The 20,185-nt window shown below is 69.1% G+C and carries 18 protein-coding genes and 3 pseudogenes; 6 read left to right on the plus strand and 15 right to left on the minus strand.

The features are described 5' to 3' along the window. Positions 1-345: 345 nt before the first annotated feature. Positions 346-3,315, plus strand: a complete 2,970-nt coding sequence (locus tag ACZ7M3_RS51480; RefSeq protein ID WP_472073600.1) for a SpoIIE family protein phosphatase — start codon at positions 346-348, stop codon at positions 3,313-3,315. On the opposite strand, the gene ACZ7M3_RS51485 is transcribed toward ACZ7M3_RS51480, so the two are convergent. Then, the gene (locus ACZ7M3_RS51485) at positions 3,255-3,839 is read right to left on the minus strand and encodes a site-specific integrase (protein WP_472073570.1); all 585 of its coding nucleotides are present in this window, start codon (positions 3,837-3,839) and stop codon (positions 3,255-3,257) included. The genes ACZ7M3_RS51480 and ACZ7M3_RS51485 overlap by 61 nt on opposite strands. A gap of 622 nt (positions 3,840-4,461) precedes the next feature. On the opposite strand from ACZ7M3_RS51485, the gene ACZ7M3_RS51490 reads away from it, so the two are divergent. After that, on the plus strand, positions 4,462-4,701 hold the full coding sequence (locus ACZ7M3_RS51490; protein ID WP_472073572.1) for a hypothetical protein: 240 nt from the start codon (positions 4,462-4,464) through the stop codon (positions 4,699-4,701). 14 nt (positions 4,702-4,715) lie between these two features. On the opposite strand, the gene ACZ7M3_RS51495 is transcribed toward ACZ7M3_RS51490, so the two are convergent. Both ACZ7M3_RS51495 and ACZ7M3_RS51500 read right to left on the minus strand, forming a co-directional pair. Continuing rightward, entirely contained in the window at positions 4,716-5,084 is a 369-nt protein-coding gene (locus ACZ7M3_RS51495; RefSeq protein ID WP_472073574.1) for a hypothetical protein, read from the minus strand. Continuing rightward, entirely contained in the window at positions 5,081-5,500 is a 420-nt protein-coding gene (locus tag ACZ7M3_RS51500) for a hypothetical protein (protein ID WP_472073576.1), read from the minus strand. The genes ACZ7M3_RS51495 and ACZ7M3_RS51500 overlap by 4 nt, the downstream gene beginning before the upstream one ends. Before the next feature lie 212 nt (positions 5,501-5,712). Between ACZ7M3_RS51500 and ACZ7M3_RS51505 the strand changes: the two genes are divergently transcribed. The 3 genes from ACZ7M3_RS51505 to ACZ7M3_RS51515 all read left to right on the plus strand — a co-directional run bounded on the left by ACZ7M3_RS51505 (position 5,713) and on the right by ACZ7M3_RS51515 (position 7,245). After that, entirely contained in the window at positions 5,713-5,925 is a 213-nt protein-coding gene (locus tag ACZ7M3_RS51505) for a cold-shock protein (RefSeq protein ID WP_472073578.1), read from the plus strand. A 318-nt stretch (positions 5,926-6,243) separates the two neighbouring features. Then, complete coding sequence (locus ACZ7M3_RS51510; RefSeq protein WP_472073580.1) at positions 6,244-6,684, plus strand: hypothetical protein; 441 nt, start codon at positions 6,244-6,246, stop codon at positions 6,682-6,684. A gap of 51 nt (positions 6,685-6,735) precedes the next feature. Then, complete coding sequence (locus tag ACZ7M3_RS51515) at positions 6,736-7,245, plus strand: hypothetical protein (RefSeq protein ID WP_472073582.1); 510 nt, start codon at positions 6,736-6,738, stop codon at positions 7,243-7,245. Between the two features lie 425 nt (positions 7,246-7,670). On the opposite strand, the gene ACZ7M3_RS51520 is transcribed toward ACZ7M3_RS51515, so the two are convergent. The 11 genes and pseudogenes from ACZ7M3_RS51520 to ACZ7M3_RS51570 form a co-directional block, all read right to left on the minus strand. After that, entirely contained in the window at positions 7,671-8,342 is a 672-nt protein-coding gene (locus ACZ7M3_RS51520) for a response regulator (RefSeq protein WP_472073584.1), read from the minus strand. Beyond that, positions 8,339-9,604, minus strand: coding sequence for a sensor histidine kinase (locus ACZ7M3_RS51525; RefSeq protein WP_472073602.1), 1,266 nt, complete (start codon positions 9,602-9,604; stop codon positions 8,339-8,341). Before ACZ7M3_RS51525 ends, ACZ7M3_RS51520 begins: the two co-directional genes overlap by 4 nt. A gap of 194 nt (positions 9,605-9,798) precedes the next feature. Then, a complete protein-coding gene (locus tag ACZ7M3_RS51530) occupies positions 9,799-11,919 on the minus strand; it encodes an MMPL family transporter (protein WP_472073586.1) in 2,121 nt (706 codons plus the stop codon). 259 nt (positions 11,920-12,178) lie between these two features. Beyond that, positions 12,179-12,424: pseudogene (locus tag ACZ7M3_RS51535) on the minus strand (TerB family tellurite resistance protein); the annotation flags it as partial. Further along, positions 12,425-12,731 (minus strand): annotated as a pseudogene (locus tag ACZ7M3_RS51540) (IS1380 family transposase); the annotation flags it as partial. 1,439 nt (positions 12,732-14,170) lie between these two features. Beyond that, the gene (locus tag ACZ7M3_RS51545) at positions 14,171-14,431 is read right to left on the minus strand and encodes a hypothetical protein (RefSeq protein ID WP_472073588.1); all 261 of its coding nucleotides are present in this window, start codon (positions 14,429-14,431) and stop codon (positions 14,171-14,173) included. Further along, the gene (locus tag ACZ7M3_RS51550; protein ID WP_472073590.1) at positions 14,428-14,733 is read right to left on the minus strand and encodes a DUF6247 family protein; all 306 of its coding nucleotides are present in this window, start codon (positions 14,731-14,733) and stop codon (positions 14,428-14,430) included. Before ACZ7M3_RS51550 ends, ACZ7M3_RS51545 begins: the two co-directional genes overlap by 4 nt. Before the next feature lie 262 nt (positions 14,734-14,995). Then, positions 14,996-15,553 (minus strand): telomere-protecting terminal protein Tpg, encoded by a 558-nt coding sequence (gene tpg, locus ACZ7M3_RS51555; protein ID WP_472073592.1) that lies wholly within the window; start codon positions 15,551-15,553, stop codon positions 14,996-14,998. A 3-nt stretch (positions 15,554-15,556) separates the two neighbouring features. Then, positions 15,557-16,348, minus strand: a pseudogene (locus ACZ7M3_RS51560) (telomere-associated protein Tap); the annotation flags it as partial. 538 nt (positions 16,349-16,886) lie between these two features. Continuing rightward, positions 16,887-17,930 carry a LacI family DNA-binding transcriptional regulator gene (locus ACZ7M3_RS51565; protein WP_388533554.1) on the minus strand — a complete coding sequence of 348 codons (1,044 nt, stop codon included), beginning with the start codon at positions 17,928-17,930 and terminating at the stop codon, positions 16,887-16,889. A 241-nt stretch (positions 17,931-18,171) separates the two neighbouring features. Then, positions 18,172-18,555: a hypothetical protein gene (locus ACZ7M3_RS51570; protein ID WP_472073594.1), complete on the minus strand. Its 384-nt coding sequence runs from the start codon at positions 18,553-18,555 to the stop codon at positions 18,172-18,174. A 348-nt stretch (positions 18,556-18,903) separates the two neighbouring features. Between ACZ7M3_RS51570 and ACZ7M3_RS51575 the strand changes: the two genes are divergently transcribed. After that, on the plus strand, positions 18,904-19,410 hold the full coding sequence (locus ACZ7M3_RS51575) for a hypothetical protein (protein WP_472073596.1): 507 nt from the start codon (positions 18,904-18,906) through the stop codon (positions 19,408-19,410). Between the two features lie 106 nt (positions 19,411-19,516). On the opposite strand, the gene ACZ7M3_RS51580 is transcribed toward ACZ7M3_RS51575, so the two are convergent. After that, on the minus strand, positions 19,517-19,903 hold the full coding sequence (locus ACZ7M3_RS51580; protein WP_472073598.1) for a hypothetical protein: 387 nt from the start codon (positions 19,901-19,903) through the stop codon (positions 19,517-19,519). Positions 19,904-20,185: the final 282 nt, after the last annotated feature.

Below are 20,185 nucleotides of genomic sequence, written 5' to 3' on the forward strand. Positions count from 1 at the left end.
TGACCTTCCGATCAAGATCAGGTTCAGACGAAGATCACCGAGAGGGTCACTTTTGATCCGCCGTCAGAGGGTCAGAATTCAGGCGTCGCCGAGACAGGACGCTCAGGAGTTCCGGGGTGCGTCACGGCACGGGGCAAAGGTTCGCGCGCCCCAAGGACGTTCACGGGCGTCATGGGCGGTCCGTAGCGCGAGGGTGGTTAGTACACGGCTCACTCCGGCCAACGACGCGAGGCAGTGGCCGCCCAGAAGTCCAGCCTCCTTGAGGCTTCGCCCAAGAACTCAACGGACGCGACATCCAGGTCGCGAGCCAAGGAAATCCAGATAGGAACGTGATCGACCGCCATGATGAGCACTGACCAGAAGCGCTACGAGATAGCCGACGCAGCGATAGCGATGCTCGACGAGCAAGGGACGGTGGTCGGGTGGACACAGGCCGCTCAGCGGCTTGTCGGGTACTCGGCCGGGGAAGTGGTGGGCCAGTCCGCCGCACTCGTGCTGCCGTCCTTTGAGGAGCCGCTGGGGGTATCAGCGTTCGCCGAGCAGTGCCGTGCCCGAGGTGGCTGGTCCGGCACCGCTTCGGTCCGCCACTGCGACGGACGCACGCTCAACCTGAGCCTGCGCCTCTCACTGCTGCGGGGACAGGATGCAACCCTGCGCTGGCTGGTATCCCTGACCGACATGGGCACGCTCTCCTCGGGGATGATCAATGGATCGGTGCGGGAGTCGCTCCTTACCCGCGCACCGATCGGCATCGTCGTTCGTGACCTGCAGCTGCGTTGCACCTTGGTGAACGACACGATGGAGAGCCACGACGGCATTCCTCGTGACCGGCGGTTCGGACGCCGGCTGACGGAGTCGCTGCCCGGTTTCGAGAGCGAAGCGCTCGAGGCGGTGATGCGGCAGGTGTTGGAGAGCGGTACCTCAGCGGTCCACGAGTTCCGGGGGTGGCCGCCGGAAGATCCGCGCCGGGAGCACGCGTATTCGGTCTCGTTCTTCTGCCTCCAGGACGCGGACGGCAAGGCGCTGGGGGTGTGCTGCTTGTGCGTGGATGTCACCGGCAGCCGGCGGGTGCGCGAGCGCCTTGCCATCCTCAGCCAGGCCGGCACGCGCATCGGCAGCACCTTGGACGTCGTGCAGACCGGGCAGGAACTGGCCGACGTTGCCGTGCCGTTGATGGCCGACTACGCCATCGTCGACCTGGCGGGCTCGGTTCCGTTCGGCGAAGAGCCCTCTGCCCGAACCGACACGACACATGATCACCCCCCTGTTCTGCGCCGTGCCGGTTTGGCCTCGATCCACCCGGGGATCCCGGAATCCCCGTGGGCGCGGGGGGAGACGGTGTTCATCTCACCGGACTCGCCCTTCACCAGCGTCCTGCGCACGGGGAGGTCCCACCTGGCACAGGTGGTGGACACCTCGCCTGGGACATGGCTCGACCACGACCCGGCGCGGGCGCAGAAGATCCGTGAGAACGGGATGCACTCCGTGATGATCGTGCCCATCCGTGCGCGGCGTTCCGTACTCGGTGTCGCGGTGTTCATCCGCACCGAGGCGCCCTTGCCGTTCCAGGAGGATGATCTGTTGCTCGCGGAGGAGCTGGTCACCCGGGCCGCGCTGTCCTTGGACAACGCCCGCCAATACGCCTGCGAACACACCATGGCCCTCACGCTGCAGCGCAACCTGCTCCCCCACCGTTTGAGGGGCGGCACGGCGGTCGAGGCGGCCTCGCGCTACCTGCCTGCCGACACGGACGCCGGCGTCGGAGGCGACTGGTTCGACGTGATCGAGCTGTCCGGCGCCCGGGTGGCCCTCGTCGTCGGGGATGTGGTCGGGCACGGCATCAACGCCGCAGTGACGATGGGCAGGCTCCGCACCGCCGTCCGCACGCTCGCGGACCTGGACCTGCCCCCCGACGAACTGCTGGCCTGCCTCGATGACACGGTCCGTCGGCTGGCCGAGGAGGACGCCGACGGCCCGGACGAATTCCCCGTGGTTTTGGGCGCTACCTGCCTGTACGCCATCTACGACCCGGCCACCCGGCGGTGCACGATGGCACGGGCCGGGCACCTCCCGCCCGCGATCATCGATCCGCAGGGCCAGGTCACCTTCCCCGACATCCCCACCGGAGCCCCCCTCGGCGTCGGGCTGGGCATCCCCTTCGACGCCGTGGAAGTGGAACTGTCCGAAGGTAGCGTGCTCGCGTTCTACACCGACGGCCTGGTCGAGTCCCGTGACGAGGACATCGACGTCGGCATGCACCGCCTGGGCGCCGCCCTGGCGCAGCCTGATCAGTCCCTGGAAGACTTGTGCTCCTCAGTGATGGAAACCGTGCCGACTCAGGCAGCATCCGACGACGTCACTCTGCTCCTTGTCCGGATCCGCACACTCAACGCGGCCCAGATCGCCTCCTGGGACCTGCCGCCCGAGCCGACCGCCGTCCACACCGCCCGGCACCTGACCGCCCGTCAACTCAGTGAATGGGGGCTGGAGGATCTCGTGCCCACCACAGAACTGGTCGTCAGCGAACTGGTCACCAACGCCATCCGCCACGGCGCCGGCCCGATCCGCCTCCGCCTCATCCAGCACCAAGTCCTGACCTGCGAAGTATTCGACAGTGGAGGCTCCTACCCGCGCCTGCGCCATGCCCGCATCGTCGATGAGAACGGCCGAGGCCTGTTGATGATCGCCCAGTTGTCCCGCAGGTGGGGCTGCCGCTCCTCAACGGGGGGCAAGTGCGTATGGGTCGAACAAGACCTGCCCTCTACAGCCTCAGTCGCTCTGGCCGCGGACTTAGTCGCCGAGCTTGCAGCCCGCGTGCAGCTTCGTCATGACGGCCTCGTCCACGGAGTTGTCGATGATCTCCCACAGGGAGCGCACTGTCGGGTCGAGCCTGTGTACATGCCCAGGCGCTTGCCACGGCCCCGTTGTGGTCAGCGCGGGCGGGAGGACGTTCTTGACGCTGAGAAGCACGAAGGTCTCGATGAGCCCCTCGACCTTGTGCATGAGGAAGTCCAGCAGCATCGGCGTCTCCGCCTACAGCACGCCGTGCAGGGCGTTCTCCTTGAAGGCCTCGTCTTCCCCGCGGTAGCGGCGCATGACCTTGGAGCCGGGGGCCCATCCGCCCAGTCGTTCCATGACGGCGTCGGGGTTGCCGGCGCGGGAGGACTCGGTGACCAGTCCGCGGCGGGGGCTGTGCCCGGTGGGCCGGATGTCGAGCTTGGCGGCCTCGGCGCGGCGGGTGAGGACGTCGCCGATCAACTCGGGGTCGAGTCCGGCCTCCATGACACTGTGGTGGCGGGAGTGCAGGCGGCGTAGGCGAAGCCGTCGGGGTCGGCGTAGATGCCGGACTCCTGGCGCCAGCGGCGCCAGGACCGGACGGGGCACAGGTGGGCGCGGGAGCCGTAGAGGATCTGGACGACGCGGGGGTAGTTCCTGCTGATCCGGACGTCCGCGATCAGGCCGCGGCCCTCGGGTTCCTCGGTGATGTTGCGCTCGCGGAGCCATCCGACCTCGTGCTCGCGGCCGGCGATGGCGAAGTGCATGGTCATCATCGACAGGTCGCGTACGCCGGAGAGGTTGTCGGGCAGGGTGCGGGCGATCCGCTCCATGTGCCGTACGAGCAGGGCCGGGGCCTGGCCGCGGCCGCGCTGCTCGCCGGTCTTCTCCATCGTCTTGACCTTCGCCTTGAGCAGGGCGCGGGCCTCCTCGGCGTTGTCGACGGCCAGCTGCAGCTTGTGCAGGCGGCGGCCGGTGACGACGACTCCGGCGAGACGCCGGTCGATGGTCGCGGGGGCCGGCTTGTAGCCGGGCTGAATCCAGCACCACTCCGTGAACAGCACGAGCGTGCCGGTCCGGACGGCCAGGGGGCGGGAGGCTGGTCTCCTTGCAGAACGCTTCCCACGCGCGCCAGTCGGCGGCGTACCCGTTGCGGGTCTTCGCCGGGCGGTTGTCCTCGACGTGCTGGGTCGCGTCGCGGTCGATGCCGTCGAGCCGTGGTGGTCGGCGTGAAAATGACATGGTCCTTCGTCACTCATGCCAGCAACGAGTGAGCATCACCCGTCAGCGTCAACGACCAGGTCACCGCACCTGCGCCACTGACGCTCAGACGACGAGGTCCAACTGACACCCCCCCCCCGCAGACCATCAGACGAACCTGAGACAGCATCAACTGCCATGAGATAAAGCCCCACGACAGCAACACCCACCCCCAACCTCTCACCTCATGACAGTGCCGGCCCCGCCCCAACACCCCACTGACCAGCACCGACACACCACACGCCCAGCCAGCACCACCGACTCTCACCATTACCGACCCCAAGCCGAGAGATCGCAGCTGGCGACCGCGGAGCGACAGGCGCTGGCGGGGGCAGCACAGTCCGAGCGGTGAACAGCAGCTGCCCGTCGCTGTGGGGCCGGGGCCCGGCCAGCCACTCGTGCAGCAGCCTTGTGCTACGCGGGCCCATGCAAATACTGCGCTGCACCCGCGACACCGTCCTCCTGCCATCCGACGACGACCACCAGGACCACGCGCTGCACCACCGCGACGACGGTCACCATCCGCCGGTACCCACCAATGACACCCGCTGCCCACCACCGGCGAGCAGCACGACCAGGAGCAGCGGCACCCTGTCGCCGCAGGCCCTCGCCTCACACCGAACCCCGTATACCTGGGGCAACGGGCTGTGCGCCACACAGGAGTAGCCGGGAGCGGTCGCCTACAGGACAGTGCCGTGCAGGGCGCGGCGGTCTCCGGACATGGCGTAGCGGCGGGCCGCCAGGCCGTGGTCCAGCGGTTCGCCGATCTCTTCGCACAACAGGGCGAGGACACCGGCGGCGTCGGTGTCGGAGAGGTAGGCCGGGGCGACTTCGAGCAGCAGCTCGCCGATCGCGTGCGTGCTGGCGGCGAGGTCGTCGACGGTGCGGCGCAGCGCGGCGAGCGCGGGATCCGTCGGCGGACCTTCCGGCGGCGGGGGCGGGGCGGTACGGATGTCGCGGACGGCCTGGCGGACCACCGCGCGCACCGTCAGCTCATCGAGGGCCTGGAGGCCGCTGTGGGCGAGTGTGGCGAGTCTGCGGGTGATCACTCCGCGACGTCGTCCGTACGGCCGGAGACAGCGATCAAGGCCCGTTGGGACAGGCCGTAGTCGAGCGCGGCCGTAGCGGCCGGGCCGACGCCTCGCGTGCGAGATGGCTCGGTGCCCGCGGTGACGGCGCCGTGGATCACAGCCAGGGCGCGGGCGACATCGAGCAGCCGGTACGCCTGGGCGCGGCTGATGCCGAACTCCGCCTCGCAGTACGCCTCCCAGCTGCCGTGCCCGAGAGGGAGCCAGACGCGGGCCGCGTGGGCGTCGCGGACCCGGGCGGCGAGCACCGTCACGGAGCGCCGGACGTCGTCCGGCGCTTCGCGCAGCCCCGCCGTCACCTCCCGGGCCTGGGCGGTCGTCAGCGGCGGCCGCGACGGTTCAGCGACGTTGTCCTGGTCCTGGTTCTGCTTGCCCACGACTCCATCGTCCTGCGTGCCAGCGGGCTGCACCAGGGCGTATGCGACCTCTGAGAGGAGATCTTGACCGTTTGCCAGGTGAGTTTGATCGTCTGGCTCCGATCACTTCGCGCGACACCGAGGATTCCCAGGATCGTCCCCGCCATCGGGAATGATCAGCTCGTTGGGCGTCATGCACGTCCAGCCCAAGCACATGATTCGAGGGAGTGGATATGGCGCAGCGGCAGTCCGGCACCGTGAAGTGGTTCAACGACGAGAAGGGGTTCGGCTTCATCACCCCCGAGAGCGGTCCGGACCTCTTCGTGCACTTCAGGTCGATCCAGGGGAACGGCTTCAAGAGCCTCAAGGAAGGCCAGAAGGTGACCTTCATTGCGGTGCAGGGCGAAAGGGGTATGCAGGCGGACGAGGTCTCCGCAGAGGGCTGAGCCCCTGATCAGGGAAGCGTCTGCTGCCGGCCCGGGGCTGAATCGGCTGCCGGGCTGGCGGCAGCAGACGATGCTGCCGCAGGGGTCGAACTTCCTCCTCACGGCCTCACAGACCAGCCCGTCTACCTGGGGATTTGGCCTGTGATGCTCACAATCTCCGCGTCGTCGGGGATGTCCATGGGCTCCTTGCGCGGGGCGGGGAGCAGCGGTACCGGGCCGCCGGGCAGCAGTCCGCGGCGCTGGAGGACGGCACCAGGCTGAGCAGAACTCCCGGGAACGTCGCCCGGATGTGGGGCAGGGCTGGGTGCAGATCTTGCAGTGGCCCGGGTCGGCGACGGGCGCCAGGCGTTGCAGCAGCCTGCGAACACGGTCTTCTTCTTCCGCTCCCTGTGGCACTCCGTCGGACACACAGCCTTCGATGAGCTTGGTGAACGCGGCGCGGAAGACGGTGAGGTCGCGGCGGCAAGCCCCGAGCAGCTCCAGGTATTCCTCTACCGGCCAGCTGGCGAAGGCGCCGGAGCGCGTCAGGTACAGGCCGACGGTGTCGATCCGGTAGTGGTCCTCGGCATCGAGCAGCAGGTAGCCGGCCAGCTGCCAGGCTTCGGCCTGCCGGAGTGTGCGGGTGGAGCGGGTGCTCTTGAAGTCGAGCAGCAGCCCGTCGACGGCGAGGTCGGCGTCCGCGGTGAGGTGGTGGGTGGGGAACGTGGGGCCGGGCGTGCAGTCCTCGGGTCGGGAACGGGCACGCAAGGCCTCCAGTGAGCTGTCGGCGGCCTTGTGGAGCTGAGCCACGACGTCGGTCACCATGTCGCGGTGCGGCAGCTGGAGCAGCCGTTCGAGGGTGAAGGCGTCGGGGTTCTCGCGGGCGGTGACGGCCAGCGGGGTGTAGGCGAACCCGATCGGGGTCCGGTAGTTGACCTGGTACCAGGCTGCGGCGAGCAGCAGGCGGGCCAGGTCCTCCTCTTCGTCCTGGCCGCGGTCCATGGGCAGGGAGCGGTTGTCGAGTTGCAGGCTGAGCACGGTTTCGTTGAGCCGCGCGGCCAGTTCCTGGCCCACGGTGTGCATCACGGGGTCGGCGCCGTCCGTGCCGAGATGCAGGATGCCGAGGATGGCGACCGGGTCGACGGGCTTGAAGGCCAGGCGCAGCCGGTAGTCGATCGCCGTGCCGACGGTGCCTGCCTCCGTGCCGACGCCCGGGCCGGGCAGCAGGAGCTGGTCACTGTGATGCCGGGCGCGGTAGTTCTTGCGCAACGGGTGCGCGCCGGCCGTCAGTTCACGGTCAAGGAAGCGGCGCAGCGGGGTGCGCGGACAGTGGATTCCTGAAGTCAGGCTCATGGACACCGCCTTGGGCAGCGAGCGCCATCGAGGCGCGTCAAAGTCGTCACGTTTGGACGGTAGGGAGCGGCACTGACACCCCGTCACCCGCAAGAGGGAACCGAGGGGAGCCGCGGGTGAGGGATTCACCCGGGCGAGGGGCGGCGCTGCGTCCTTGGTGACACGGCAGGGGGCATACGGCGGTGGAGACCGGCAGTGCCACACGGTCCGCCAACACGCGGTCCCGCAACCGTCCACCGTTCGCTCGTCCGCCCGGGGGACCGGCCGGTAAGCCACACGGGTGGCAGTGGGCCGGTGCTGGTTGCTAGTGCGCACCGAGGGACAGAGCAATGCCCGTGCAACCACAGGGAGTTGAGGAACCGTACAACCACCCCCCGGAACGCAACCTGAACCGACCCGAAGTCGGCCCGAACTCAGACAGTCCCAGGTATCACAAGCCCCGACTCGTACGCCACGATCACCAGCTGTGCCCGGTCCCTCGCCCCCAACTTGCCCATGATCCGGCTGACATGGGTCTTCGCGGTCAGCGGGCTGAGTCCCAACGCGTCGGCGAGCTCGGAGTTGTTGAGACCGCGCGCGACCAGCGCGAGCACCTGCCGTTCCCGTTCGGACAGCCCGCTCGGCCCGCCCACCGCGGATGTCGTCGCGGTGTTCGGCGCGCGCAGAAAGCGGGCGATCAGCCGCGAGGTGGGACCGGGCGAGAGGAGGGACTCCCCCGCGGCCACCGTCCGGATGGCGTCGAGGAGTTCGGCCGGCCTGATGTCCTTCACGAGGAAGCCGGACGCCCCGGCCCGCAGTGCCTCGACGATGTGCTCGTCGGTCTCGTACGTCGTCAGGACGAGCACCTTCACCCCCGCGAGATCCTCGTCGGCGGCGATGAGCCGGGTCGCCTCGATCCCGTCGAGGTCGGGCATGCGGATGTCCATCACGATGAGATCCGCCCGCGCCGACCGGGCCAGCGCCACGGCCTCCCGCCCGGTGCCCGCCTCGGCGACGACCTCCATGTCCCCGGCCGACGAAACGAGCATCGCGAAGGAGGCCCGTACGAGGTTCTGGTCGTCGGCCAGCAGTACGCGGATGGTCATCGAACCTCGCCCTCCCGGGACAGCGGCAGTGTGGCGGTCACCTCGAAGCCCTCGGCGGGCCCCGGACCGGCGTCCAGTGTGCCGCCCACGCTACGGGCCCGCTCCCGCATTCCGGCGAGCCCGAACCCCGGCGGGCCGTCGGACGGGCCCACCCCGTCGCCCGAGCCAGCGTCCCCGCCCGTCCCGTCGTCCCTGACACTCACCCGCAGTGCGCCGTCCGCGGTCCAAAGACCCACTCGCACGGTGAGGTCCTCGCGGCCACCGTGACGTACGGCGTTGGTGAGCGCCTCCTGCACGATCCGGTACGCGGCGGCGCCCACGGAGGGCGGGATGCCGTCCGCGCGGACGGACAGTTCGACCCTGACCCCGGCCACCCGGCCGGTCTCCGCGAGACCGGCCAGTCCGTCGATCCCGGGCAGCGGCGCCCGCATGTCCTCGGCCCCGGAAACAGAACCCAACACGGAACCGGCCCCCGCTCCCGGATCCGCGCCCACTCCCACGACCGTGTCATGCGCCCGCAGCACCTCCAGCGTCGTACGCAGTTCCCCCCGGGCGGTCCGGCAGGTCCCCGCGATGTCGTCCAGTGCCTGGGCGACGGCCTTGCGGTCGAGGCGCTCGGGGTCGGCGGTGAGGACGTGGGCCGCCACGGACGTCTGCACGCCGATGAGCGTGATGCTGTGGGCGAGCAGATCGTGCAGGTCACGGGCGATCCGCAGCCGTTCCTCGGCAACGCGGCGCCCGGCCTCCTCCTCGCGGGTGCGTTCGGCCCGTTCGGCCCGCTCGACGATGGAGGCGACGTACCAGCGGTAGTAGCGGACGTCGATACCGATGAACAGGACCGCGATGATCCAGCCGGAGATCTCCAGGGACACCAGCGCCCCGTCGGTGAGGCCGTTGATGATCACTATCGGGCCGAGGATGGCGGCACCGGTGAGCAGCGTGCGGCGTACGGCGCCGGTCGCCGCGACGGTGTAGAGCGCCAGGACGGTCGCGGGGATGGGCAGGGCGGGGTTGTAGTCGAGGGCCTGGTACGGAGCCACGCAGGCCACCACCCCGAGCAGGGCCACCACCGGACGGCGGCGCCGCCATACGAGGGGCACATGCCCGGCGAGCAGCAGCGTCCAGCCGAGATGGTCGGGCCGGATCCCTTCGCCGCCCATCAAGGTCATGGCCACGGCGAGCACGGCGACGCCCAGCGCGAGGACCGCGTCGTTGCGGGTGCGGTGCGGTGCGGTCAGCGGTTCGCGGTTGATGGCAGACATGATGCGCTCGACGCGACGGGACCGCCCGCCGCCACCGGCCGCCGTCTCCGCCGCCGACCGGTCGCGTACCTCTGTGGTCGTTCCCCGTTCTTCCACGGCTCCATCTTCCGGTACTCGTGCGGGAACCCGGGCGCCCCTGCGGAAGGAGAGGCACCCGGGCGGGCCCGGCGGATCAAGGTGCTCGATCAGCGTGCTCAGGGTGCGCCGACGGTTTCCGGCTGCCGCGGCGGCTCGGTCGGTCCGGCCGGTCCGGTCCGTTCGGCCGGGTCGGGCTCCCGTGAGAGCACGCCCGGCCACCACACCTTCCGGCGCAGGGCGACGCTGGCGCTGGTCACCAGGTACGTCCGTACGAGGAAGGTGTCGAGCAGGACGCCGACGGCGATCACGAAGCCGAGCTGGACCAGCTGCACCAGGCCCATGTTCGTCAGCACGGCGAAGGTCGCGGCGAGGACCAGTCCGGCGGAGGCGATGACGCCGCCGGTGGTGCGCAGTGCGGTGAGTGCCGCCGCGGTCGGTTCCGCTCCCGCCAGGGACTCCTCCCTCATCCGGTGCATGAGGAAGATGCCGTAGTCGACGCCGAGGGCGACCAGGAACACGAAGGACAGCAGTCCGAGCCCCGGATCGGTGCCCTTGAGGCCGAGGAGCGGTTCGAAGACCAGTCCGCCGATCCCGAGGGAGGCGCCCCACACTGCGACGACCGCGACCACCAGGAGCAGCGGTGCGACCAGACTCCGCAGCAGCCCGATCAGGATGAGCATCACGGAGACGAGGACGAGCGGTACGACGATCTTCGTGTCCCGGGCGTTGGTGACCTCCAGATCGATCTGCTGGGCGCTGTCCCCGCCGACGTAGGAGCCCTTCAGTTCGTCCCGCAGGGACTTGATGGTGGCGGTCTCCCCCGCCGACTGGGGTGCGCTCTTCGCGAAGACGGAGATCTCGGTCCAGCCGTCTCCCGTACGCCCCTTCTCCGCGCTGCCGACGCCCGGTGTGCCGCGGACGGTCGCGAGGGTCTCGTCGGCGCGCCCCTGCGGGGTGATCACGTCGATGGGCTGGCTGCCCTGCCCGGGATAGGACTTGGCCAGGGTCTCCATCGCGACGACGGCCTCCGGCTTGTTGACGAAGGAGTCCTCCTGCTTGAGCGGTCCGGGCAGGTTGAGTGAGCCGAGGGCGAGGGCGCCGAGCAGTACGGCACCGCTCGCGAGTACGGTCAGCGGCCTGCGTCCGGCAGAGCTGCCCATCGCCGAGAACAGGCTCCGCCGCTGCTTGGGCGTGCTCCCGAAGACGGGCACGAGCGGCCAGAACACACGCCGTCCGACCACTACGAGGATGGCGGGGAGCAGGGTCATCATCGCGATCAGCGCGCACAGCACGCCGACGGTGCCGAGCGGGCCCATGCCCCGGCTGCTGTTGAGGTCGGCGGCGAGCAGGCACAGCAGTCCGGCGGCGACGGTGCCGGAGGAGGCGAGCACGGCGGGCCCGCAGCCGCGCAGGGCGGCGACCATGGCCTCGTACGGTCGCTCGAAGCGCCGCAGCTCCTCCCGGTAGCGCGAGACGAGCAGCAGCGCGTAGTCCGTGCCCGCGCCGAACACGAGGATCGTCATCACACCCGAGCTCTGCCCCGAGACGGTGGTGCCGAAGGCCTGGTTGAGGCCGTAGGCGACACCCATCGACATGTAGTCGGCGATCCCCGCGACGACGAGGGGCACGAGCCACAGCACGGGGCTGCGGTAGATCAGGATCAGCAGTATGGCGACGACGGCGACGGTGGTGTAGAGCAGCGGTCCGCCGAGCGAGTCGTAGACCGCGCCGGCGTCGGTGGCCAGCGCGCCGGTGCCGCCCACGTCGACGCTCAATCCGCTTTCGCCCTGGGCGACTTCGCGGACGTCGTTGACGAGCTTGTCCCGCTGCTCCTCGTTCGCCCCGGGCTCGTTGCTGGCGACCGGGTACATCAGGGTCGTGCCGTCCTTGGACGGAATCCCTTTGGGAGCACCGCCGATCAGCTCGTGCTGCCGGGTGATCTCCGCGACCTGCCCGGCCGCGGTCTTCCGGTCGGCGGCGCTGAGCCCGCCGTCCCGGTGGTAGACGAGCACCATCTCGGTGGTCTCGCCCCCGGGCAACTTGTCCTCGATCTTCGCCGCTTGCGTCGAGTCCGCGCTCGCCGGCAGGTAGTCGGTGACCTTGTCGTGCTGCACGTCGGCGAGCTTCGCCGCGAACGGCCCGACGAGCGCGAGCACGGCAATCCACAGCCCGAGCACCGCCCATGGAACGGCTCGCCTGCGTCCCGTCCTCGTCGTGGTTGTCTCTGCGGCCCTCATTGACCGATCTCCCTCCGGGTGACGTCTGCTTCGGTCCCCAGACTTCCGGTGAGAACCATGGCTTTCGTCGGGCGGGAGGGCGAGGTGACGCGTACTGCCGGGGGCGACGGCGGGTGCGGATTACTCCCTGGGGAGTAGTCGGCGGACGGCGCGCCGGCCCGGAAGGGGCGCGGGGAACCGCGCGACCAGCCCTCACCGACACGCAGCAGAAATCAATCCCCCGCCGGGAGGGCGCGAGGGGCCCGGGCCCACCCGGGGCTCACGACGGCGTCCGCGCCGCCGTGAGCAATCGCGTCACATCATCCGCACAGATCGTCAGCGCAGCGCCCACCGTAGCGAGGGTCTCCCGTTTGGCAGGCGTGTACGGCCCGTCGGCGAGAGCGAAACGGGCGCCCTGGAGGAGGATGGCCTCCCGGCCGGCGGGTGCCAGGTGGGGCGCCAGCGGGTCCAGGGCCTCGTGGAGCTCTATGGCCAGCCCGGGCCCGCAGGGTTCGCCGAAGATCCGGCGCCATGCGGTGGGGGTGGAGGCGACCGGACCGTATACCTCGCGCTGGTCGCGCAGGAGGGCCAAGTCGGCCATTGCCTCGCCGCCGTCGGCGAGCATCACCGCCAGGTCGACCGCTACCCGGCCGGGATCGTGGCCGGTGCCGCGCATTGGCGAAGGAGCCGGTCAGACCGGTGGCGTCGGCGAGATCGGCCAGCAGGCGTGATCCCGCGTGGCTGACCACTCCGTGACCGTCGGCCGAGACGACGAGCTTGGGACGCGACCCGGTAGTGTGCACGCAGAAAGTGCCTTCCTGCTGTGGTGACAGAAGCCCTAGACAAGCCTCATCGTCCCAGCTCAGAAGGCACTTTCGTGTTTCCGCTCAAGATCCGGACACGGCAGCAAGTGAAACGCGCAGGCTAATCTGACGTGCGGGTTCACGGCTCGACGCGGCCCAGTCAGGGCATCGTCTTCCCACTTCAGCGTCGTGGCAGAACCACACTCGCAGCTGCCGTAAGACCGGAGGCTGCGATCGCTGAGGCCGTTGCAGAGACAGCCGGCTCCGTCGGGAGAAGGACTGTCATGACAACGGCTGCGGTGAGAGCGGTTACCGCGAGCACGAGAGCGACGACCACTGGTATCCAGTGGGACTTTCCGCGAACGCTTGGTTCCGCATCGGAGGAAGTATCGGACATTGCTTTCCCTTCGGCTCAGAGGTGTGCACTTATCGCTGTGGATCAAAGGCAGAGTGGTAGCAGCCACCCGTATTACCTTTGCCGGTTCTGCCCTTTACGACTGACCTGGAAACCAAGGTTGCCAACTCGCGCTCAACCCCGAAGTGGAGGTCTGGCTTAGGTGAGTTGGCGGGTTCACTCGGATATCTTTCACCACTCGTCATCACTCGTGGAGACTCCAGGCGGGTATAGCATCACCATCCCCAGAAGGGACAGGTAAGTAATCGCTACTACTTCCCGCCATCTTTGAGGAGTCCGGCGAAAAGTGGTTGTGAGACGCTTCCGGGCGGAGATAACTCGATAGAAGTTGGTCACCAACTTGAGCGGCATGGTCGAGACGGCGCCCGCTTCTTCGGGTCTTCGAGCAGCTCATCCAGTGGCAGTACGGCGCGACGGGAATCTTCGCCTTCGCCGTGTTCACCATCGGAGGTGTCCTCTCGTGTTGAGGTACGAGGGGAAGGCTCCGGCGGGGCAAGCGGTGCCGGGGTTCGCCGCAGAACCGAGTGCAACGGGTCTTTCTGTGCTGCTCGCTTGTTGCGCTATCAAGCAACTCCGCGGCATCCACTGCCTCAGGAGAATTCTGGGGTAACTCTCGAAGCGCTCAGCCCGCGGTGGAAGAGTCCAGATCGAAACACTACAACTCTGGTTTCTCACCTGACCCAGGTGACCGATGATTGCTTCGTTCTCCTGGGGCACGGCCAAACACAACTACTTCGCTGAATCTTTGGGGAGTTGCCTGCAGGTTGTTTATGAGTAGGGGCCAAGGGGGGACAACAACAGTGAAGTTGGCTACCAACTTGGCTGGTATGGCGGAATATTTGCTTCAGGACGACCCCAGGCTCAGAGGTGTGCCGTGCCCGGCTCCGTAGCAGCGGATTCGAGCAGCTCGTCCAGTGGCAGTACGGCGCGACGGGAATCGTCTCCCTCGCCATGTTCACCATCGGGGTCTTCCCCTCGCGCCGAGGTGCGGGGGGGAAGACCCCGATGGAGGCAAGCGCTGCCTGGCCAGCAGTTTCTTCGAGCAGGCGGTAGATCAGCCGAGCCAGACGATGTCCAGAACCGACAGGTGGCGCAGCGCCCGGTTGACGAAGTAGATGACGGACAGCTGGCCGACGGACGCGATACGGACGTCTTCGCCCTCGGGGTCACCGGCGTCCCACTGGCCAAAGCCCCACGGGCCGGCCGCAGCCGTGTCCAGGACATCCCACACGATCTCTTCCGCGTGCTCGGGCAGTTCGGCGAGCACCTTCACGGCCGCCGACGACAGCCGGACCGCGTACGGCTGACCGGTCACCTGCGCCTGCTCCGGATCTCCTCCAGATCGACGAACTCGGTGTCGTCCTTGCCGGAGGCGAGAAACGCGTCGACCACCGGGGCGGAGGCGACCCGGGCCTGCCAGACCTGGACGACCTCATACAGCGTGGTGAGGGAGAACGTCCGGCGGGACTCCTCAAGTGCGGCCGCCCACTCCTGCTCGAAAGCCGGCACCCAGCGGTCGGCACGGCGGCCGGCACGCAGCTGCACGAGCAGTTCGGCCGGAGCGCCTGGGGCGGGGGCGTACGACGGAACGGGCGTGTGCTCGGGCTGGGCGCTCACGGGCTCCTCCTGGTGGGTCTCCCTGTCACCGTAGCCGCCGTCACCGGAACTGATGCGGCTTCGGCCGTCATTCGCTGTCCCGCTGGAAGCGGGCTGGGCCGCGGTGCAGCGGGCGCATATCGTCCGGCCATCAGAGGGCGTCGTTCATGGCCTGTCCGGACTTGGCGTCGTACAGCTCGTGACACGCGACGACCTCGGCGGCTGGCACTTGTCTACGCAGCACCTGTAGCGGCCTTCGGCGGTGGCCACGCTTTTCCTCTATTCAGTAATCCAGGTCGAGGTAGTCAATGTCGTTGAGGGTGACGTCCGAGAGTCCCATAGCGCGGCTTCCGCCGTCCTGAAAATAGACGTCTTTAAGACCCTCGGCGATAATTTCGCGCATCTGCTGGTCGCTTGCACCCGTGTCGCGGGCGTCGAACAGGCGCTGCGCGTACGCCGGGGGGAGGTGCACGGTGAGTCGCCGGAAGCGGCCGTCGTCGGTCGTGCCGACCGGTGCGGTGTAGCCGAAGCGGGCGCGGGTCTCCACGGTGATTCCGCCGGTGGCGGCGGCCTGCTTGCGCCGGCGTTTGCGGACCAGGGGCTGCCAGCGGGACCGCACCGCCGCGTCGATCTTGTCGGCAATGTGCTTGGGCGGGTGCTTGCGCTCGCCCTTGCGGTAGCGCTCCACCGACCGCTGGCTCACCCCGATCTCCTGGGCGACGGCACGGGTCGACTTGAGCTGCTTCATCAGGTAGCCGATCTGGCCCTTGAGGGTCTTGGGCGGCTCGTGGGTGAACGACTCCCGGTCGGCGCGCTCGATGGCGTCCTCAATCTCCCCCACCGGTCACTCCCCTTCGTCCAGGACGGCGTCGCCGCCCTTGATGTGCCGGGCCGGGTTGAGGCCCTTGTCCATCAGGTCCACTGCCCACGCCATCTCCTGAACGCCCTCCAGCTTCGCCAGGCCCGGGGTGGGCCCGAGGCGGAAGCCGCCGGGCTGCGGCTTGCCGGACGCCGCGTACGGGAGGAAGTCCAGCGGGCTGTTGCCGGGGCTCGGGTAGACGACGCAGTCGGACAGCACGGCCAGCGGGAACAGGCCCGTCATCCGCGACATGTTCAGCAGCTTGCGGTGCATGTTGACCCGGGCCTTGCTGATGACCGCGGCACGAATGTCCGGGCGCCAGGTCGGACGCTCCAGGGCCGGCCACCGGTCGCCGTCGCGGTAATGCTTGCCCTGAGGGCGCTCTCGGAGCTTGCCCACGCCGCCCTTGACGGTCGCCTTGACCGCGGCGAGGACGGCCGCCAGGGCCGGGTCGACCTCCTTGTGCCGCTCCATCGCCGCCAGGAACTCGGCGTCGGTGAGGTCCTTGGTGACACCCAGGTCGGCGGGGGTGTCGACGTAGGCGGTCTTGAGGCGGTCGTGCCACGGGTCCAGGTACGCGCCGGTCTCCCGGCGCAGGTACGCCTCGAGGGGCTGGACGTTGTAGCCGAGCTCCTGGGCGTAGGCGACGGTGTGCGTCTGGTACCAGGCAGGTCCCGTCGGACGGGCGCCCGACGGCGTGAACGGCGAGGGCAGGCGCGGGTCCAGCTCAACGTGGGACAGGTCCACCAGCCAGGAGCCGGGGATCTTCGGGTTGAACGTCAGCCGGGTCGGGGTCTTCATGGCCTTGTCGATGCCGGCCTGGCTGACCGGCTTGGCGGAGGAACCGGCGGCGGAGCCGCCGTCGCCGCCGCAGGCGGACAGGGTGGCGGCCAGCGACAGCGCGCCCGTGGCGGCGAGGAAGCCCCGGCGGCTCAGGGGCGACGGGCTGGAGGACGGGCTGGAGAAGGGTCCGGACATGGTGAACTCCCGCGGAAGGGTGTTGGGGACCGGCACACCGGGCGACGGCGTGCTGAAGCTGGATTCGGGTGGTGTCAGGCGCGGTGTGGTGTGACGGGCAGGGCCGGGAGGGCGGGCCTGTCAGAGGTCGCGCCGGGGAGGGCGCGCGAGAAAACGGCGGCCGGTGCGGGGCCTGATCGAGGCCCGGGGAGCGGCGGTGGGTACTGCTGGGGAACCGGCTTGGGCTGGGCTGGGCTGAGTTGGGCTGGCTTGGGGCAACGGCGGGAGCGGTGGAAGCGGTGGATGGCTCTGGTGGGGCGGACCTCCGTCGGTGAGGGGGCCTGCGGTGGCCCAGGGGCTAGCGGGGCGGCGGGGGTGCCGACGAGGCGCGGACGACGAGTTCGACCGGTGGGTCGGTCATCGGCAGCGGGTCGGCCTCAGGGTTCTCGATGGCGTGCACGAGGAGCTTCAGGCCGTCCTGCGCCATGGCGTCGAACGGCTGACGCACCGTGGTCAGCGGCGGGGTCACATAGGCGGCGACCGGGATGTCGTCGAAGCCGACCACGCTGACGTCCTCCGGCACGCGCCGCCCGGCTTCCGTCAGCGCGCGGATCAGGCCGATGGCCATGTCGTCGTTGGCGGCGAACACCGCGGTCACACCGGGGTCGGCGAGAAGTTCACGGCCGGCCGCGTAGCCGGAGGCGGCCGACCAGTCGCCCTCGGCGACCGGCGGCTCGGCCCGGCCGTGCGCGGCGAGCGCCTCGCGCCATCCGTCGAGACGGTCCCGGGCGGAGTACCAGCGCTGCGGGCCCGCCAGGTGGTGGACGGTGGTGTGGCCCAGCTCCAGCAGGTGCTCGGTGGCCGCCCGCGCCATCTGGCCGGAGACGATGCCGGCCGTCACCGCACGGGGGGCGGCGAAGGGCGGGGGTGCGCCGAGGACGAGGACCGGCACGTCGACCCGTGCGGAAAGATCCGCGCCGTCCGCCTCGTCGATCGGCTCGGAGATGACGATGCCGTCCACGCCCTGGTCCAGGAGCGAGTCCACGGCCCCGGCGATGCCCGCCCTCTCGCCTTCCATGGTGTTGACCACACGCAGTGCGTAGCCGGTGTCCCGCACGGCACGCTCGACACCCATGAGCAGCGAGGCCGGACCGTACAGGGCGGTGCCGAGCGTCACCACGCCGATGGACCGGGTGCGTCCGGAGGCCAGGGCGCGGGCCGCGTTGTTCGAGCGGTAGCCGAGTTCCTCGGCCGCCGCCAGGACGCGGCGGCGCACGTCCGCCGAGACGTACGGCTCGTCGTTCATGACCCGGGACACCGTCTTCTGCGACACACCCGCCAGGCGTGCCACGTCCACACTGCGCGGCGCGGCTCCCGCGCCGCGTCCTGCCACTGGTGTCATGGTGTCTCCCGATCTTCGGCAGCCGAATCCTAGTCGCGGTCCGCTGTATGACTGCGCTGTCATGACTGCGCAGTCATACCTACGCAACGGGGCGGGGCGCGTCAAGACTTCGCGCAACATCTCTGCCGTCCACAGGGGGCGGGGCGCGGGCGGTACCCGGCACAGCGGTGCGGGGTACGCGGCTCTCACCGCGTACCCCGCACCGCCCGGACGGCGTTCTTCGGCCCGGCCCTAGCGGCTGCTATTCATTATTGTTGTTGCCGTTGTTTCCAGCGATTTTGATGAACTTGACATTCTTGGTCGTCGTGACGACCTTCTTGGTCACGACACCCTTGGAATTCTTGGTTATTTTGGTCGTCTTGGTGATCTTGGTGATCTTGAGGCCGTTGATGGTCAGTTCCTTCTTGACCGTCGTCTTGGTGGTGGTGGTCGTACTGTTCTTGACCAGCCCCGTGATCTCGGCGGCCTGGTGGCCCTGGTGGCTTGCCGTGACCGCGGCCACGGGCCCGGTGTGCGGCGTCGCCGGGGCGGCGAAGGCGCTGGAGGGTACCAGCGCGCCTCCCGCCGCCAGGGCGGTCGAGGCGGCAAGCATCACAAGGCGCTGAGTACGGGAAGTGCGGGTCATGGGAATTCTCCTCCGTGAGAAATAATCAGGGGTTTCCGAACAGTCCTGGAAATTCGCGGCCATTCGGTGAGGGCCAGCTGCTGTTGAACGGGCCCGCATCTCCATTAGGCACCGGCGGACGAAAGGAGTCATGCCCCTGGAATGCGTGGCAGGAGAACTCGGGACTTGACGGACGACGGCAGCTCTGCTGCGGGCGCGCGGCACGTCAGGGGGCCCGGAGCCGGGGCGGGACGGGTGCGGGCTAGCCTGGCAGTTCCGGGCCGGATCATCACCGGCACCTGCCCGCCCGATGCCGGCGGAGCACCCCGCCGCTGTCCGCCCGGGACGGACGAGAACGGAGCAGCCGACGTGAGCGACGCCCAAGCCAGCACCCAGGAAAGAGCCGCGGCACCGGCGGCCGCGGCCGATCTGCCCGAGCGGATACGCCGGCACCGGCGCCACACGCTGGAGCTGCTCACCGTCTGCGCCCTCGGTCTTGTCCCCTGGACGGTCCTGCTGGCGATGACGCTGCCGTCCGTGTACGAGGTCCGCCAGTGGCGCGTGACATGGGTCGGGTTCGACGCCCTGCTCATGGTCGCGATGGCGGCCACGGCGCTGCTCGGGTGGCTGCGGCACCGCGCTGTGATCGTGTCGGCGACCACGACGGCGGTGCTGTTGATCTGCGACGCGTGGTTCGACGTGTCGCTCGCCTTCGGCACCTCGGGGGTGTGGCTGTCGGCGGTGCTCGCGGCGTGTGTCGAACTGCCGCTGGCCTTCTACCTCATCCGCCGGGTGATGGGGATGCTCTCGCTGGCGCAGTGGCCCACCGCCAAGCCCGCCGCCGCCAGCACCCAGCCGGCCCGCCCGGACGCCTGAACTCGCCCTGCCTTCCTCGCGACGAAGACGACATGACCAGGCACGACATGCTCAGGCAGGCCCTGACGCGTGTCCCGTCAGGGCCTGAGCTCCACGCGGTGACCCGCTAGCCGTAGCAGTCCCGCACCGGGTCGGTCTCGCTGTAGATCGCGGTGTCCTTCATGAATCCCAGCTGTCCGTTGTCGGCGACGGTCATCAGCCAGCGGGTCGGGTGCGGCCCGCCGACCCAGGCCTGGCCGTCCTCCTTGCAGTAGAACCAGCTCGGGTTGGAGTACATGTACCCGACGATCTTGCCGGGGTCGGGGTAGGAGTGGTTGTTGCCGATGATGCCGTAGACGGGCGCGCCCGACACGTTGTTGCAGTACCACCTGATGCCGCCGTCGTTGGTCCAGCAGCCCGCGGCGGCATCGGCGGACGGAGCCGCCACCGCGCCGAACCCGACGGCCAGCGCCGCTGTCGCTAGCGCCGCGCCGATCTTCCTGTGAGCACGCATGCATTCCCCCGCGTTGTCGTGTCACCCAGCGGTGACCGGATCAAGGTGCGTCGAGGCACGGTGTGCTGCGGCCACTATGCCGAGCACGGGCCGCCCAGGCCGATCACTTCGATCCTGATGGAATCGTGATCCCCGTGCGGGGCGCGGCCTTGGCCGTCTTCGGGGGCTAACAACTGCTGCGGAATTTATCAGCAAATCTCTGTGTTTCTCATCTGTTATCTTGATCGTGTGAAGCTTTCCGAGTGGGCGGCACGCAATGGCGTGCATTACCAGACCGCGTGG

It is taken from the genome of Streptomyces sp. NPDC111656 (genome assembly GCF_055656965.1).

What these genes read in the sequence shown, in the direction of transcription:
- ACZ7M3_RS51480 (WP_472073600.1), top strand. Translation starts at nt 346, where the DNA reads ATGAGCACTGACCAGAAGCGCTACGAGATAGCCGACGCAGCGATAGCG.
- ACZ7M3_RS51490 (WP_472073572.1), top strand. Translation starts at nt 4,462, where the DNA reads ATGCAAATACTGCGCTGCACCCGCGACACCGTCCTCCTGCCATCCGAC.
- ACZ7M3_RS51505 (WP_472073578.1), top strand. Translation starts at nt 5,713, where the DNA reads ATGGCGCAGCGGCAGTCCGGCACCGTGAAGTGGTTCAACGACGAGAAG.
- ACZ7M3_RS51520 (WP_472073584.1), bottom strand. Translation starts at nt 8,342, where the DNA reads ATGACCATCCGCGTACTGCTGGCCGACGACCAGAACCTCGTACGGGCC.
- ACZ7M3_RS51525 (WP_472073602.1), bottom strand. Translation starts at nt 9,604, where the DNA reads ATGTCTGCCATCAACCGCGAACCGCTGACCGCACCGCACCGCACCCGC.
- ACZ7M3_RS51530 (WP_472073586.1), bottom strand. Translation starts at nt 11,919, where the DNA reads ATGAGGGCCGCAGAGACAACCACGACGAGGACGGGACGCAGGCGAGCC.
- ACZ7M3_RS51565 (WP_388533554.1), bottom strand. Translation starts at nt 17,930, where the DNA reads ATGACACCAGTGGCAGGACGCGGCGCGGGAGCCGCGCCGCGCAGTGTG.
- ACZ7M3_RS51570 (WP_472073594.1), bottom strand. Translation starts at nt 18,555, where the DNA reads ATGACCCGCACTTCCCGTACTCAGCGCCTTGTGATGCTTGCCGCCTCG.
- ACZ7M3_RS51580 (WP_472073598.1), bottom strand. Translation starts at nt 19,903, where the DNA reads ATGCGTGCTCACAGGAAGATCGGCGCGGCGCTAGCGACAGCGGCGCTG.